This is a genomic window from Acidocella sp. (genome assembly GCF_052326845.1).
GTDB lineage: Bacteria > Pseudomonadota > Alphaproteobacteria > Acetobacterales > Acetobacteraceae > Acidocella.
In genome coordinates this window covers 1-15,796 of record NZ_JBKQJR010000069.1, presented here as the reverse complement: position 1 = coordinate 15,796, position 15,796 = coordinate 1, and the positions used below count along the sequence as shown (strand labels likewise).

At 66.8% G+C, this 15,796-nt stretch carries 11 protein-coding genes and 1 pseudogene; 3 read left to right on the top strand and 9 right to left on the bottom strand.

From position 1 onward, the window contains the following. The 3 genes and pseudogenes from ACLPJJ_RS04305 to holA all read left to right on the top strand — a co-directional run. A pseudogene (locus ACLPJJ_RS04305) lies at positions 1–1,607 on the top strand (class I tRNA ligase family protein); the annotation flags it as partial. Continuing rightward, complete coding sequence (locus tag ACLPJJ_RS04300; protein WP_443589718.1) at positions 1,588–2,103, top strand: LPS assembly lipoprotein LptE; 516 nt, start codon at positions 1,588–1,590, stop codon at positions 2,101–2,103. The pseudogene ACLPJJ_RS04305 and the gene ACLPJJ_RS04300, both read left to right, overlap by 20 nt. Then, positions 2,100–3,110, top strand: coding sequence for a DNA polymerase III subunit delta (gene holA / locus ACLPJJ_RS04295; protein ID WP_443589717.1), 1,011 nt, complete (start codon positions 2,100–2,102; stop codon positions 3,108–3,110). The genes ACLPJJ_RS04300 and holA overlap by 4 nt, the downstream gene beginning before the upstream one ends. A gap of 65 nt (positions 3,111–3,175) precedes the next feature. On the opposite strand, the gene ACLPJJ_RS04290 is transcribed toward holA, so the two are convergent. The 9 genes from ACLPJJ_RS04290 to ACLPJJ_RS04250 form a co-directional block, all read right to left on the bottom strand. Further along, positions 3,176–4,045, bottom strand: a complete 870-nt coding sequence (locus ACLPJJ_RS04290; RefSeq protein ID WP_443589716.1) for a ParB/RepB/Spo0J family partition protein — start codon at positions 4,043–4,045, stop codon at positions 3,176–3,178. After that, positions 4,042–4,839 carry a ParA family protein gene (locus ACLPJJ_RS04285; RefSeq protein WP_443589715.1) on the bottom strand — a complete coding sequence of 266 codons (798 nt, stop codon included), beginning with the start codon at positions 4,837–4,839 and terminating at the stop codon, positions 4,042–4,044. Before ACLPJJ_RS04285 ends, ACLPJJ_RS04290 begins: the two co-directional genes overlap by 4 nt. After that, complete coding sequence (rsmG, locus tag ACLPJJ_RS04280) at positions 4,823–5,395, bottom strand: 16S rRNA (guanine(527)-N(7))-methyltransferase RsmG (RefSeq protein WP_443589714.1); 573 nt, start codon at positions 5,393–5,395, stop codon at positions 4,823–4,825. The genes ACLPJJ_RS04285 and rsmG overlap by 17 nt, the downstream gene beginning before the upstream one ends. Continuing rightward, positions 5,392–7,104 carry a tRNA uridine-5-carboxymethylaminomethyl(34) synthesis enzyme MnmG gene (mnmG, locus tag ACLPJJ_RS04275; RefSeq protein WP_443589713.1) on the bottom strand — a complete coding sequence of 571 codons (1,713 nt, stop codon included), beginning with the start codon at positions 7,102–7,104 and terminating at the stop codon, positions 5,392–5,394. Before mnmG ends, rsmG begins: the two co-directional genes overlap by 4 nt. A 221-nt stretch (positions 7,105–7,325) precedes the next feature. After that, positions 7,326–8,048 carry a lysophospholipid acyltransferase family protein gene (locus ACLPJJ_RS04270; RefSeq protein ID WP_443589712.1) on the bottom strand — a complete coding sequence of 241 codons (723 nt, stop codon included), beginning with the start codon at positions 8,046–8,048 and terminating at the stop codon, positions 7,326–7,328. A 50-nt stretch (positions 8,049–8,098) separates the two neighbouring features. Continuing rightward, entirely contained in the window at positions 8,099–9,139 is a 1,041-nt protein-coding gene (locus tag ACLPJJ_RS04265) for a rhamnan synthesis F family protein (RefSeq protein ID WP_443589711.1), read from the bottom strand. After that, positions 9,136–12,927 (bottom strand): methyltransferase domain-containing protein, encoded by a 3,792-nt coding sequence (locus ACLPJJ_RS04260; RefSeq protein ID WP_443589710.1) that lies wholly within the window; start codon positions 12,925–12,927, stop codon positions 9,136–9,138. Before ACLPJJ_RS04260 ends, ACLPJJ_RS04265 begins: the two co-directional genes overlap by 4 nt. Continuing rightward, positions 12,927–14,627 (bottom strand): methyltransferase domain-containing protein, encoded by a 1,701-nt coding sequence (locus ACLPJJ_RS04255; protein ID WP_443589709.1) that lies wholly within the window; start codon positions 14,625–14,627, stop codon positions 12,927–12,929. Before ACLPJJ_RS04255 ends, ACLPJJ_RS04260 begins: the two co-directional genes overlap by 1 nt. A 37-nt stretch (positions 14,628–14,664) precedes the next feature. After that, the coding region (locus ACLPJJ_RS04250) for a UDP-glucose dehydrogenase family protein (protein ID WP_443589708.1) at positions 14,665–15,796 on the bottom strand (1,132 nt) is incomplete at its 5' end.

The following is a 15,796-nucleotide window of genomic DNA, read 5'->3' as shown; positions in this document are numbered from 1 at the left end:
CGCAATACCCGGTCTGGATCGCCAATTTCGTCCTCATGGAATACGGCACCGGCGCGATCTTCGGCTGCCCCTGCGGCGACCAGCGCGACTACGAATTCGCCAGCAAGTACGAGTAGCCCATTCCGGTGGTGGTGTCCCCCAGCGCGGACACGCTGCCCGAGTTGCAGGGCAAGGCGCTGGATGGTGACGGCTTCATCGTTAATTCCGGCTTCCTCTCCGGCCTGACCACGGCGGAGGCGAAGAAGCAGGCCATTGCCGAGTTGGAGGCGATGAGGGCCGGCAAGGCCGTGACCAACTGGCGCCTGCGCGACTGGGGGATTTCCCGCCAGCGCTATTGGGGCTGCCCGATCCCGGTGATCCATTGCGAGGCCTGCGGCCCGCAGCCCGTGCCGGACGACCAGCTGCCGGTGGCGCTGCCTGGGGATGTGAGCTTCGACAAGCCGGGCAACCCGCTGGACCATCACCCGACCTGGCGCCATGTTGCCTGCCCGAAATGCGGTGGCACTGCCCAGCGCGAGACGGACACGTTCGACACCTTCATCGATAGCTCCTGGTATTTCGCCCGGTTCTGCGCGCCCCGCGCGGCCACGCCGACGAACCTGGATGCCGTGAAGCACTGGCTGCCGGTGGACCAGTATGTCGGCGGCATCGAGCACGCCATTCTGCACCTGCTCTACGCGCGCTTCTTCACCCGGGCGATGGAGAAGACCGGACACGTCACGGTACAGGAACCATTCGCCGGGCTGTTCACCCAGGGCATGGTGACGCATGAGTCCTACAAGGATGCGGACGGGCGCTGGCTGTATCCGGACGAGGTGATCAAGGATGCAGGTGGCGCGAAGCACCGCGATACTGGCCTGCCGGTTGCTGTCGGGCGCGTCGAGAAAATGTCGAAGTCGAAACGGAATACCGTTGATCCGGGTGTGATCATCGAGCGTTTCGGCGCGGATACCGCGCGCTGGTTCGTGCTTTCCGACAACCCGCCCGAGCGTGACGTGGAGTGGACGGAAACCGGCGTGCAGGGTTCGTACCGCTTCGTGCAGCGCCTGGCGCGGCTTGGCGCGCTGATCGCGGGCGAGCCGGTGGCGCAAGCCCCGGCGGCCCTGGAGGGCGAGGCGAAGAAGCTGCTGAAGCTGACGCACCGCACCATTGCGGCGGTGACGGAGGCGATGGACACCTTTGCCTTCAACCTCGCCGTGGCGCGGATTTATGAGCTGGCTGGCGCGCTCGCCGGCACCACGCCGGAAGACCCCGCCCTGCTCTACGCGCGGCGCGTGGCGATGGACATCATCGCCCGGTTGGCGGCGCCCATGATGCCGCATCTGGCGGAGGACATTTTCGCCAAGCTGCATCCCGAGGGCGGGCTGGTGGCGCAACAGCCCTGGCCGCAGCCCGACCCGGCGCTGCTCACCGTGGATGAGGTGACGATCGCCGTGCAGGTGAACGGCAAGCTGCGCGGCACCATTACCGTGCCCGCTGGGCAGCAGCCTGAGCAAAATATTGCGGTGGCGGCCGAGGCGGTCTCGACAGCGCTCGCCGGGCAGACCATTGTTAAGCAAATCCACGTGCCGGACAGGATTGTGAACTTTGTCGTCAAACCTGCTTAAGCCCGTCTCTTGTGCCGCCCTGCTCGCGCTGTCTGCCTGCGGTTTCTCGCCGGTCTATGGCGGGCAGGACGGCGCCATCGCCAGCACCCAGCTGGACGAGATCGATGTGCGCAACATCCCCGAGCGCCCGGGGCAGATCCTGCGCGACAGCCTGGAGACGCAGCTGCACGCGGCCGGCGCACCCACAGCCGAGCTTTATTCGCTGAACGTGACGTACAACATCGCCTCCGCCGGCATCGGCGTGCTGGAGGATACCTCGACCACCCGCAACCGGTTCACCGCCACCGCGAGCTGGACGCTCACCCCGATCGGCGATCCGTCGAAGACGCTCACCTCCGGCATGGCGACGGCGATGAACGCCGAGAATATCATCGACCAGCAATATTTCGCGCTCACCCTGCAGGGCGACACGGTGAACAGGCAGCTGGCGGATGAGGTGGCGGCGCAGATCACCGCCCAGATCGCCGCCTGGTTCCGCGCCCACCCGAACGCATGAAGCTTGATTCAGGCCGTATCGACGCGTTCCTGAGGTCCCCCACGGCGCCTATCGTTCTGCTGCACGGCCCGGATGCCGGGCTGGTGGCCGAGCGCGGGCTGGCGCTGGCGCGCTCGGTGCCGGGCGCGCTGAACGATCCGTTCCGCTTCGCCGAGCTGAGCAACCCGGGCGCTGATACGCTGCTGGCGGAAGCCTCCGCCGCGGCGCTGACCGGGGGCAAGCGCGTGGTGCGGGTGCGCGATGCGCATGAGACCCTGGCAAAGCCAGTGGAAACGCTGCTGAAGACGCCGCCCGAGGCGCTGGTGATCCTGGAGGCCGGAGAACTCACCCCGAAATCAAAGCTCCGTGCGCTGGGCGAGAAATCGCCGGATGTGGCGGTCATCGCCTGCTACGCCATCGAGTCCGCCAAGTTGCCGCAGGTCGTCACCGCCCGGTTGCGCGCCATGGGCGTGAGCATCGACCAGGACGCTGCTGCCTGGTGCGGGCAGAATTTCTCCGGCGAGGAAGGCCCGCTGGGCCAGGCGCTGGAAGTGCTGTTTCTTTACGCGGGCGAGAGCAAGGCACTGAGCCTCGCGGATGTTTCCGCCGCGCTGACCGATGGCGGCGATACCTCGATGGGCGACGCCATAGACGCGGCGCTGACCGGCGACCCGGCCGCGACCGACAAGGCGCTGGCCCTGGCGTATGAGGAAGGCGTGGCGCCGGTCGGTCTCATCCGCGTGTTGCTGGGTGAGCTGCTGCGCCTGCGTGTGGCGGCGGGGGCAATGGCGCAAGGCGCCTCGGCCCAGGAAGCCATGGCGGGAATGCGCCCGCCGGTGTTCTTCAAGCGTCAGGCGACAGTTCAGAAAATGCTCCGGCTCTGGTCTCTGCCCGCGCTGGACCAGGCGGTTGCCGCCGCCCTGGCCGCCGAGGCGGCGTGCAAGACCACGCATATCCCCGACCAGGCCTATTGCCGGCAGACATTGCTGGCCATGGCCACACGGGCGCGTTCTGCCGCCCGGCGGTAAGTAATTTAAATAATTTAGCGTGGAAATCCGGGGCCAATGCTCCACGTGGAGCATTGGCGGCGGGTTCAGCCGTTAAGCAGGGCCAGTAGGGAGTCCAGCTGGTCCAGATTGGCGTAGTTCAGCACCAGCTGACCGCCCTTGCCGTTGTATTTGATGTCAACGCGCAAGCCGAGCCGCTCCGTCAGGCTGCCCACCAGGGCGGCGATGTCGGCATCCGATCCGCCTTTGGCGTTGCTGCTGGTCTCGGGCTTCGCCGTGCGATTGGCGGCCTGCACCATGGCCTCGGTCTGACGCACGTTCAGCCCCTTTTTCAACACCTCGCGCGCGGCTTTCGCCGGCTCCGGGTGGCCGAGCAGCGCCTTGGCGTGGCCAGCGGTGAGCTTGCCCTCGCGCACCAGCGCCAGCGCCGGAGATGGCAGCTCCAGGATGCGCATGATGTTGCCGATATGCGAGCGGGACTTGCCAACCGCCTCGCCCAGCTTGTCCTGGCTCAGGCTGAACTCGCTGACCAAGCGGCGATAGCCTTCGGCCTCTTCCACCGCGTTTAGGTCCTCGCGCTGCAGGTTTTCCACCAGCCCGGCGGCCATGGCGTCGGCATCCGAAAGCAGCTTCACCAGCACCGGCACCTCGTGCAGGCTGGCGCGCTGGGCGGCCCGCCAGCGGCGCTCGCCCGCGATGATCTGGTAATGCTCAGGCTTTTTGGGATGCGGGCGCACCAGCAGCGGCTGCAAAATGCCGCGCTGGGCGACGGAATCTGCCAGCTCCTGCAGGGCTTCGTCCTTCATCTCCTGGCGCGGCTGGAACGGCCCTGGCTCCAGCATGTCCACCGGCAGATGCTGCACCCCGGGTGCAGCCACGCTGGCTGGCACCGCAGCCTCGCCCAGAAGTGCGGCCAGACCGCGGCCTAAACGTTTCGGCTGTTCCTTCGCACTCATGCCAGCACCTTTTTTGCCCGTGCACGCTTCATAAATTCTGCCGCCAGGGCGAGGTAGGACTGCGCCCCGACGGAGCGGAAATCATAAAGCAGGACTGGGATGCCATGGCTAGGGGCTTCCGTGACGCGGATGTTGCGCGGGATCACCGTGTCGAACACCATCTGCTTGAAGAACGCCCGCACGTCGTTGGTGACCTGTTCGGACAGGTTGTTGCGCCTGTCCGTCATGGTCAGCACGATGCCCTCGACCTCCAGCACCGGGTTCAGGTTACGCTTGATCATGTCGACCGTACGCATCAACTGGGAAATGCCTTCCAGCGCGAAGAATTCCGCCTGGAGCGGGATTAGCACGGCATCGGCCGCCACCAGCCCATTCAGGGTGAGCAATCCCAGGCCAGGCGGGCTGTCAATAAACACCACATCGGCGTCGCTTTGTTCGCGCAGCGCGTCGCGGAGCAGGAATTCGCGCTTCTCCACCCCGCCGAATTCCAGGTCCACGCCGATAAGGTCAGCGACCGACGGCACGATGGAGAGGTTTTCCACGCCCGAGGGGATGATGCACTCCGCCAGTGTCGCATCGCCGGACAGAAGCGCGTAGGAGCCGCCCTTGCGGACGGATTGGTCGATGCCCAGGCCGGTGCTGGCATTGCCCTGCGGGTCAATATCCACCAGCAGCACCTTCAGCCCGCCCACCGCCAGCGCCGCGGCAAGGTTGATGGCGGTGGTGGTTTTGCCGACGCCGCCCTTCTGGTTGGCAATGGCGACGATACGCGGGGGCTTATTCTTGACCGGCATGGCGGATCTGACTCACTTTCAGGATACAGCTTTCGCCCCAGTCAGGGGCGGCAATACGTTCAGCCTGCATGTGCCAGAGCGCCCTCGCGGCCGTCAATTCAACTTCCCAGCCACGGCCTTTCGGGAACAGGCAAATTCCGCCCGGGGCCAGCAAAGGTGCCGCCAGCCCCAGCAGTTTTTCCAGCGGCGCCAAGGCCCTGGCGGTGATCAGCGGCGCTGGTTCCAGCTTTACCGCCTCAATCCGCGTATTATGAATTTTCGCGGGCGCGCCGGTAATCCGCGCCGCCTCCCGCAGGAACGCGGCTTTTCTGGTGTCGGACTCCACCAGATCGAACGGGATGCCGGTGGCAATGGCCAGAACCATGCCCGGAAACCCCGCACCCGAGCCGAGGTCGATGGCGCGCGCTGTACCGGCCGGGATATATGGCACCAGGCGCAGTGAATCCTGCACATGCCGCTCCCACAAATGCGGGATGTCCGCCTTGCTCACCAGGTTGATCTTGGGCGACCATTTTTCCACCAGTGCTGCGAACTGGCGCAGTTTGTCCTCGTTCATGCCGCCCGCCGTCCCTTCTTCAGCGCCCCGAAAATCGCGCCCAGTGCTGCCGGGGTCATGGCCTCGATCCGCCCGGCGGCGGCCAGATTGCGTGGCCGAACGCGCTCCAGCTTCTCCCGCAATTCGGCGGAAAGCCCGCCAACCTGGGAGAAGTCGAAATCCTCGGGGATCAGCACGGCCTCATCGCGCTCCCGGGCCTTGATCTCTGTCTCCTGGCGGGAAAGGTAGCCTGCATAGTGCAAATCGGCGTGCAGAATGTTTGCGGCGCGGCTTTCGCCTTCTGGCCTGCCGTTGAAGCCTGCGATTTCCGCCGCCAGCGCAGCGAAGGCGGTCTCGCGCTCGGAGCCGACGCAGCCCCAGCCCAGCCCGAGCGGCGTCAGGCGCAGCTCGGCATTGTCGGCGCGCAGTTGCAGCCGATATTCGGCGCGGGAGGTGAACATGCGGTAGGGTTCGGTGACACCTTGCGTCACTAGGTCGTCGATCATCACGCCGATATAGGCCTGGGCGCGGCCCAGCAGCGCGGGCTCGGCCCCGCCCGCCGCCCGCGCCGCGTTCAGTCCGGCGATCAGCCCTTGCGCGCCTGCTTCCTCATAGCCGGTGGTGCCGTTGATCTGCCCGGCGAGATACAGCCCCGGCAGCGCCTTCACCTGCAAGCTGTGGTCCAGGGCGCGCGGGTCCACATAATCGTATTCCACCGCATAGCCGGGGCGCAGGATCTTCGCGTGTTCCAGCCCGGAGATGGAGTGGATCAGCAATTCCTGCACATCCGCTGGCAGCGAGGTGGAGATGCCATTGGGGTAAACCGTATCGTCATCCAGCCCTTCCGGCTCCAGGAAGATCTGGTGCCCCGACTTTTCCGCGAAGCGCACCACCTTGTCCTCGATGGACGGGCAATAACGCGGCCCGCGCCCGGCGATATTGCCGCCATACACGGCGGATTTGTGGATGTTGGCGCGGATGATCTCGTGCGTTTGCTCTGTGGTCTTGGTGATCCGGCAGGAGATTTGCGGGTTGGTCACGCGCGCCGTCAGCGCCGAGAACGGCTCCGGCGAGTCCTCGCCCTTGTCCTCGGGCAAATTGCCCCAGTCGATGGACGTCTTGTCCAGCCGGGCTGGGGTGCCGGTCTTCAACCGCCCGAGCGGCAGGTTTAGGCGCCGCAACGCCTCGGCCAGATGGGTGGAGGGCGCATCGTCAATCCGCCCGCCGCTGACCATCTCGGTGCCGAAATGCAGCATGCCGTTGAGGAAGGTGCCGGTGGTGAGCACCGCCGCACCACAGGCGATCTCCCGGCCATCGGCCAGGATAATGCCGGAAAGCCTGCCGGAGGCATCCTGCACCAGCCCGGCGGCCTCGGCCTGCAAAATGGTGAGGCTTGGTTGCGCCGCCAGCAGTGCCTGGATGGCTTGGCGGTAGAGCTTGCGGTCCGCCTGGGCGCGCGGGCCGCGCACGGCCGGGCCCTTGGTGCGGTTGAGCAGCTTGAAATGGATGCAGGCGGCGTCCGCTGCACGGCCCATCAGCCCGTCCAGCGCGTCGATCTCGCGCACCAGATGCCCCTTGCCAATGCCGCCAATGGCCGGGTTGCAGGACATTTCCCCCAGCCGGTCCGCCCGGTGGGTGACAAGCAGGGTGCTGGCCCCGTAGCGCGCGGCTGCGGCGGCGGCCTCGGTGCCCGCATGCCCGCCGCCAATAACGATGACATCGTAGTGCATGGCGGGGTATTAGCGAGTTTGCCGGTAAAACACCAAGAAGTAGTTTCACAAGTCTACTCTGGTGGCTGCCGAGCCGCGCATTTCTGCGCTCCGGTGCTCGAAAAGCACGGCTATTCACCTCGCCAGAGCGACTTCTGAAACAGCTTCTGCGCTTTTGAAGCGGGGCCGGTCGTGCTCCACGTGGAGCATTTTCCGCGGGCGGTTTTGATGAGATTTTGAAATTATTCGGCCACGTTAGGCAGTTGCCCTTGGCGCAGGGCTGCAGCATTGGTTGAAATCCGCGCCTGCAGCGCTGTGCTCAGGCTCTTGCGGCTTTTGTAGGTGCCGGGCGGGATCGGCGCGTCCAGCCAGATGGTGGCGCGCAGGTTGCGCCGGCGCAGCAGCTTGCTGGCATGGGGGGCGAGGTCCATGTCGCCGAACCAGGCGATCTCGGCGCGCTCCCCCCGGCGCACGGGCAGGCCCTCGAGTTCGTCGTACACGATCGTCACCGGCTGCACCCAGGGGGCTGCCTCGGTAAAGGCCAGGGAGAAGAACGCCGCGGCGAAGGGCAGCACGCGGTTGCCGTCGGAGGATGTGCCCTCGGGGAACAGGATGACATTATCCCCCGCCGCCAGCCGGTCCAGCACTTCCTTCTGCTCCCGGGCCACGGTGTCCCGCCCGCGCGAGACGAAGATCGTCCGCCCCAGCCGGGCAATCAGCCCCAGCATAGGCCATTGCCCCACCTCGCCCTTGGCGATGAAGCAGGCCGGCAGCACCGCGCCGAGGGCCATGATATCCACCCAGGACCAGTGATTGGCGGCGAACAGCACCGGCCGCACCGACGCGATCTGGCCGATCACCCGCAGCTTGAGTCCCAATATCCAGGCCACGCCGCGCCAATAGAAGCGGGCGAAGCTCTCCTTGCCCCGCCCCGGCAGCATGAGCAGCACCGCCTGCACCGGCACCGCGAAAAGCGTCCAGAGCAGAAAAAAGACGACGCGGTAGATCAGCCGGATCAGGGTGCGCCGCCTTTCAGCATCTGCCGCAGATCAACCAGGATCGGCTCCGGATCGGCGCCCATGACGTCCCGTACCACCTCGACCCAGTCGCCCACATCTTCCACGCGGGTGGGGTTGTCGCGCAGCAGCTCGCGCTTAATGAAGGGAAAGCCGGAGACCAGCAGTTGCCGCCACAGATCCGAGGTCGGGTTCAGCGCCATGCGCCGGGCGACGCCGTCACGGATGCGCAGGATTTGCAGCTTGCGGGTGATGTGCAGCGGGTCCTGCTTGCCGAGGTCGGTCTCTTCCTCGGCGATCAGCTTTTCCACATCGGCACGGCTTACCATGCGTACCAGATCCTCGTATTTCCACACCGCGGCGCAGCGCAGCCCGCCCTTTGTCATTGCCTGGGTAATGCCGACCTCGTATTCGCGCACGATATAGGTTTTCATGGGCACCGGCATCACCTCTGCCCAAAATTTCCGGAACGTCTCTGAGCGCAGCGCCGCCGGGCCAAAGGCAAGAAAGTAGGATTGCAGATGATAGCGTAGCTGCCAGCTTTCGGTGAGGCCCCAGATATCGGCCTTGTTGTAGTTGAGCCGGCGCAGCGTATCCGTCATCGGCGTTAACGGGCCAAACACGCTGTCATTGGCGAGAATAACCTCCTGCGTCTCGGCGCGCGGCAGGCCGAGATAATCCAGCGCATCACGCCAGGCGCCGAAATCGTAGCCGATATTCTTGCGCACGATCACCGCGGCGCAGAGCGCCTGCACGGCCAGCAGCGCGGCGGGCTTGAGCCTGCCGGAATTGGTGACGAACACCACGTCCCGGTCATTGGCCTTCAACTCGGCGATGTAATGCAGCACCTGCTCGCGGACGAGGCCGCGGCCATCGAAATGCATGAACAGCGCGACCTTCGGGCCGAGCTTGATCTCCCCCTCCGGCCAGGCGAGCGCAATCTGCCGCGGTCTGCGCATGACCGCCACCACGCGCGCCAGCGGCACCAGCAACTGCCATTTCAGGAAGGAGCGCAGAAGCAATAGTTGGTGTTTGATCATGGGCATAGGGTCTCGTGCGGTTCGATTTGCTGCCGCAGGTCTTCAGGTGCGTCTGGATACGTGCCGATGAATTCCTGTAGCAGAAGGGTTGCTTCCTCGTAGCGTTCCAGCCGGTGCAGCGCCACGACCTCGCCACGCAGCGCCGGCCAGAAGAGCGGTTCAGGCGCCGCGCCGGGCGGTGCTGATTTGGCCAGTGCATCTCGCAGCCGGCCAAAGCAGCTGGCGCAGCGCCGCCATTCCTGCTCATCCTCCAGGTAAAGCGCGCCAGCGGCGAAAAGCGCGTCGCGCCCGGCAGGGTCGAAGGGCGGGCGCAGCGCCAGCAACTCCGGCTCTACCGGCGCCAGCAGCGCGCGGGCGGTGGCGAATTCCTGCTGGTTCACCAGCGTCGTGAAGGCGATTAGTGTCAGTTCGCGCAGCTGCGCGGCGCAGATCTGGGTTGGCCGTAGTGCCGTCACCCGGTCCGGCACGCGCGCGGCGGTGCCGCCAGGTTGCAGTTCCAGCAGCAGCAAGGCCACCAGCGCGTCCTGCCGTGCCGGGGCGGTGCAGTGCTGAAGGCGCCGCTCCACGCCCTCTTCTTGCGCCAGTTGCCGTGCCAGGGCGAACGCGCCATCGTTCACTAGGCGGATGAAGGCATCCACATACAGCGCGCCGAGCGTGGCGCCATCGGCGCTGGCCTGTTCCAGAGCCGCCATCTTCTCCACCGCCGACGCCAAGCGCCCGCGCTGCAAATCCAGCATCATCGCGGCGAAACGCGCATCCGCCGCTGCCTCTCCCCGCATGTCCGGCAACCGGGCGAAACAAGGTTCGGCGGCGGCCAGAGCTTCTGCCTCGTCGTAGCGGGCGGTATTCACCAGCGCGGTGAAGGCGCCGAGGGTCAGCGCCTCGGCGCGCTCCGGCGGCACATCCAGCCCGGCCAAGTGCCCTGGTACCAGCGCGGGGTCGCCCAGTTCCAGCTCCAGCACGGCAAGGGCGATCGCCGCATCGGCGCTGGTCTTCTCGCCCGTGCGGCGGAGCAATTCCGGCACGCGGTTCGTGGTGGCGGAATCCTGCGCCTCCGTGTAACGAGACGCGTTGACCAGCCGGATGAAGGCTTCCAGCAACAGCACGTCGCGCCGCTCGGGCTCGATCTCCAGGCCTGCGAGGCGCGCGGGTATCTCCGCCGGGTCGCCTACAGCAAGATCGAGAACCATGCTGGCGAGGCCTGTGTTTTTTGCCACCTCGCCGCCCACGCGCGCGGCCAGGGCGGACACGTCATGCGTGGCGATGAATTTTAATGCTTCATCGTAACGCGAGGCGTTGACCAGCCGGATGAACGCTTCCAGCAACAGCGCGTCGCGCCGCTCGGGTTCAATGTCCAAGCCCCGCAGCCGCGCTGGAATCTCCGCCGGGTCGCCCACGGCCAGATCGAGAACCATCAAGGCGATACCAGTATTGTTCGCCGCCTCCCCGCCTGCGCGTTCGGCCAGAGTGGACACATCATGCGTGGCGATGAACGCCAGCGCCTCATTGTAACGAGATCCGTTGACGAGCCTGACGAACGCTTCCAGCAGCAGTCCATCACGCCGCTCGGGTTCGATCTCCAGCCCCTCCAGCCGCGCCGGGATTTCCGCCGGGTCGCCAACGGCGAGGTCCAGAACCATCCTGGCGAGGCAGGTGTTGTTCGCCACCTCACCGCCCACACACGCGGCCAGGGCGGAGACGTCATGCGTGGTGATGAACGCCAGCGCCTCATCGTAGCGCGAAGCATTGACCAGCCGGATGAACGCCTCCAGCAGCAGCCCATCCCGCCGCTCGGGATCGATCTCAAGGTCCCGCAGCCGCACGGGGATTTCCGCCGGGTCGCCAACGGCGAGGTCCAGAACCATCCTGGCGAGGCCGGTGTTTTTCGCCACCTCGCCGCCCACGCGCGCGGCCAGGGCGGAGACGTCATGCGCGGCAATGAACGCCAGCGCCTCATCGTAACGTGACGCATTCACCAGACGGATGAACGCCTCCAGCAGCAGCCCATCATGCCGCGCGGGCTCGATCTCCAAACCTTGCAGCCGCGCCGGAATCTCCGCCGGGTCGCCAACGGCGAGGTCCAGGACGATCTGCGCCAGCCGCGCATCCCGTGCCGCCATCCCTGCCCCGCGCGCCAGCGCCGCGATGTTGTAAGTCCGCCCGGCCGCCAGCGCTTCCTCGTAGCGTGAGGCATTCACCAGCCGGGCGAAACCGCCGAGCAGGATTTCTGCTCCTTCCCCACCCAGCGCCTCGGCGACGGGAAATGCCCGCGCGGCATCCGCGTCCGGTGCCAGATAAAAGTTCGCGAGACTCAGCAGCGCATCGCGCCGCACCCCGGCGGGGACATCCTCGCCCGGCAGACCGAGCGGCAGCCCATCCTTCAGCGCCGCCGCCAGGGTAAAGGCCCCGGCATTCACCAGTGCTACGAAGCCGCGCCAGCCCGCCAGCACATCGCCGCGCGCCAGCAGCCCGGAAACGCTTTCCGGCTCTGCCGCCTCGGCGGCGCAGAGCAGCAGCTCCTGCGCGGCGATATCGGCGATATTGCCCGCCAGCCCATCCCCCAGCGAACGTTTGGCCAAAGCGCTCTGCAACGCTGTTGTGGCCTCCAGCGCCAGTTGGAACAGAGGCCGCAGCGCCGCCCTGCCCTCGCCCTGACCAAGACGCTGCATCGCCCGGCTGAACAGGATCACTCCGAGCCCGAGCGGGATTTTTTGCGCGAGCCCCGCCAGATCTGCCGGCATGCAGCCCGGCGGCAATGCCGTCAGCGTGTCGAGATCATAGCCGAAGCGCTTGGCCGCGCCTTTGCGCGAAGCCGCCCAGGCGGTTTCCGCCATGTCCCAGTCTGCCGCATTCACCGCCTCGAACAGCGCCCGTCCGGCGAAGCCGAGCTGTACGTCGCTCCCTGGCGTGGCCTGGGCAGCGCGCTGGGCCAGATAGCGCCGGTATGCGGCATGGCCGGTGGCGAAATCCTCGTTCAGCGCAAGCGGCGCGGGCGAGGCATAGGCGATCAGCGTCATCGACTCCCGGCGCACCGCCACATGCGCGAACCCGGCGTCGCGCAGCGCGTGCTCCAGGCTCCGCGCGGTTTGCAGGATCAGATGCGCGTCGGGGGCCAGCAGCGAAACCAGATCCCCCGTGTCCAGCGCCGGGGTGATCCATTCCGCATCCGGCGTGGTCAGCACCAATATGCCGTCATCGGCCAGCGCTTGGCGCATCAGCCGCAGGAAGGCTGGCGGGTCCGGGAGATGCTCGATCACCTCGGTGGAGACGATGACATCCCACGGCCCGGCGGCGAGATTGGCCTCGGTGAAATAATCCTGGTGGAGATCGAGCCCCAGCGCCCGCGCGCCATGTGCGGCGAGCGGTGAAGGGTCGAAGCCCTCGCCCCGCCAGCCATGGATCTGCACGCAGAAATCCAGCCCGAAGCCATAGGCGCCGCCGATCTCCAGCACTCTTGCCCCTGCAGGCTTGCTGACCCGCGTGAGCGGCGCGGTGACGGACCAGATGCCAGCGCCGATCTGCGACTGGTAGCTGTGCCAGCCGAGTTCAATCAGATGCTCGCCCTCATAGTCCATGGTGTGCATGTTATCGACGAAGCGCGCCGAACAGCGCGGGCAGAGCTGCTGCACGAAGCGCAGCGCCTGGCCGGGCGGCGTGTAGTCGGTGGCCAGAACCTGCGCCACCTCGCCTGTATAGCCGCAATTCGGGCAGACGGCCTGGGCGCTCCGCCCCTCCAGCCACTCGATCTCGATATGCTCGGCGACCCGGATTTTCCCGGTGTTGGCCATTAGGCGAAGAGTTCCGGCACCCGGGCCTTAAGCGCGGCGTTCAGCTCGTCGCGCCGCTCCCACAGGCCGCGGTACCAGGCGCTGCGCGCGTCCACCTGGTAGGCCAGCATGCGGTTGCCCGCCACGTAGGCGCGCGCGGCATCGGCCATGCGCTTCGTCGCCTCCGGGTAGGCAAGCAGGCGCAGCAGCGCCGCGCGCAGCTGCAGCGGGTCGTTGAACAGCAGGCCGGTTTTACCGTCCTCGATGCTGCCGGCATAGACCACGGGGCTGGCAAGCGCCGCCACGCGCGAGGCCGCGGATTCGATGAATTTCAGGTCCGACTTGGCGCGGTTGAATTCGCTATCGCCCAGCGGCATGAAGCAGATTTCCGCCTCGCCCAGCATGCGCAGATAGCTTGCGTAATCGGCCATCGGCGCGAAGCTCTTGTGCGGGGTTTCCAGCGCGTCGAAGAAAGCCTCGTCGTACAGCACCTGGAATTTCAGCCGCTCGCCCACGGCGCGGGCGACATCGTTGATCGCCCCGATCAGCGGCGCCCAGTCCGCCTGGCGGTTGAGCGCGCCGAAGAACAGCGTCATCTGCTCTGGGTTCTGGAAATTGCGCGGCTGCGGCAGCTCGAAGATCCCGTTGGGGAACACGGCGACTTCCGGATTTTCCGGCAGCAGCGCCTCGGCCAGGGCGCGGGTGCTGGTCTGCACCGCATGCACGCCGCGGAAGGTGAGCAGTTCGCCGCGATTCACCCCGCGCTCCTCCAGGAACACCGGGTGGTCGTCGAACTCGCTGACTACGACATAGCCTTTTTCCAGCAGCGCGCGCACGCGGGCGAGGCCGTTGGCCCCGGTGAGCAGCGGCCGGTGCAGCACGGCGATGCGCGGGGCATCCGGCAGCGCGGGGTGCAGTTTCGCCTCGTCCATGATCGTCCCGAACAGTGCGCTGTCGGTACGGAGCGCGCGCACCGGCTCCACCACGCGCACGTCGGAGACGCCACCCTGCGGCGTCAGCATGGTGGCGCTGAGTTCCAGGCGCGGCGGCGCGGATTTGCGCGCGCGCCAGATGAATTGCAGCGGCCCCGCGCGGTTGAGGTATTCCTGCGGGTCGACCCCCACGGCGCGCAGCCCCGGCGCCATCGCGGTGACGAATTGCTCCGCCTGGTCCATGGCGATGGGCCGGGGGGCGATATCGGAGAGTTGCAGCCCGGCATCGAGCAGCGCCTGCGCCATGGTGCGCGGGGTGAACCAGCGCAGATGGGTTTTGTCGAACAGCCCCTGCTCGTCATAGCCGAAGGAGCCGGCGAGCAGGCGCGCCACGAAGGACCAGTGCTCGACATTGGGCATGCAGACCAGGATGGTGCCCTGCGGCGAAAGATGCTTGGCGTGCTCCGCCAGCAGGGCCCAGGGGTCCGCCAGATGCTCCAGCACGTCGCCGTAGATGATGCAGTCGATCCCCTCCGGCACACTGAACGGCATCGGTGTCTTTTCCACATCCCCGCAGAACGCTTCCGAGATCCGTTGCCGCGCGTGGCTGATCGCGTCCTCGTCGATGTCGATGCCGAGCACCCGGCAGTTCGGGTTGCGCCGCAGGTAATCGGCGCCCAGCGCTCCCTGCGCGCAGCCGACATCGAGGATGGTCTTGGCGGAAAGCGGGATTTTTTCGAGCAGCTCGGGATTGGCGAAATCGGGATAAGGCGTGTGGGCTGCGTTCAAGGCGGGTTTATCCTCGTGCTGGTCGGTGCAGGGCGGCTCAGGGGGCGGGACGGCCAATGCCCGAATAGGCAAAGCCGGCGTCGCGCATGGCCTTGGGGTCGAATACGTTGCGCAGATCGATGACGACATTGCCGCGCATCAGCTCCTTCAGCTTCGCCGGGGCCAAGGCGCGGAACTCGTTCCATTCGGTCACCAGCACCAGCGCGTCCGCCCCGGTCAGGGCTTCCGTCGAGTCCGCCGCCAGCTTCACGCTCTCCGGCAGCAGCGGGCGGGCCTGGTTCATCGCCTCGGGGTCGAAAGCCTGCACCTGCGCCCCGCGCGAGATCAGGCCGCGCACCTGCGGCAGGGAGGGCGCCTCGCGCATGTCATCCGTCCCGGGATTGAAGGCGCGGCCGAGCACCGCAATGGTCTTGCCCGTCACGTCGCCGCCGCAGGCCGCCACCACGCGCGCGGCCATGGCTTCCTTGCGGGCGTCGTTCACCGCCACCACGGACTGCGTGAGCCTAGAGGGCGCGCCCGCCTCCTCGGCGATGCGCATCAGGGCCAGGGTGTCCTTGGGGAAGCAGGAGCCGCCGAAGCCCGGGCCCGCGTGCAGGAACTTGCGGCCGATGCGGCCATCGAGCCCGATGCCGCGGGCGATGTCGTTCACATCCGCCCCCACTTTTTCGCAGAGATCGGCCATCTCGTTAATGAAGGTGATTTTCATCGCCAGGAAGCCGTTGGCTGCGTATTTGATCAGCTCCGCCGACTCCAGGCCGGTGAAGACGATCGGCGTCTCGATCAGGTTGAGCGGCCGGTAGAGCTGGCGCAGCACTTCGCGGGCGCGCTCGCTCTCCGCGCCCACCACCACGCGGTCCGGGCGCATGAAGTCGCCAATGGCGCTGCCCTCGCGCAGGAACTCGGGGTTGGAGGCGACCTCCACGGCGAGGTCCGGCCGCAGCTCCCGCGCCACGGCGAGGATCTTCCGCCCGGTGCCCACCGGCACGGTCGATTTGGTGACGATGACGGTGGGGTGGTCCAGCGCGCGCAGCACCTGCTCCACCGCGGCGAACACGTAGGTGAGGTCGGCATGGCCATCGCCGCGGCGCGTCGGGGTGCCGACGGCGATGAACACCGCTGCGGCCTCCCGGATGCCCTCCTCCAGCGTCGCGGGGAAGGTCAGGCGCTGA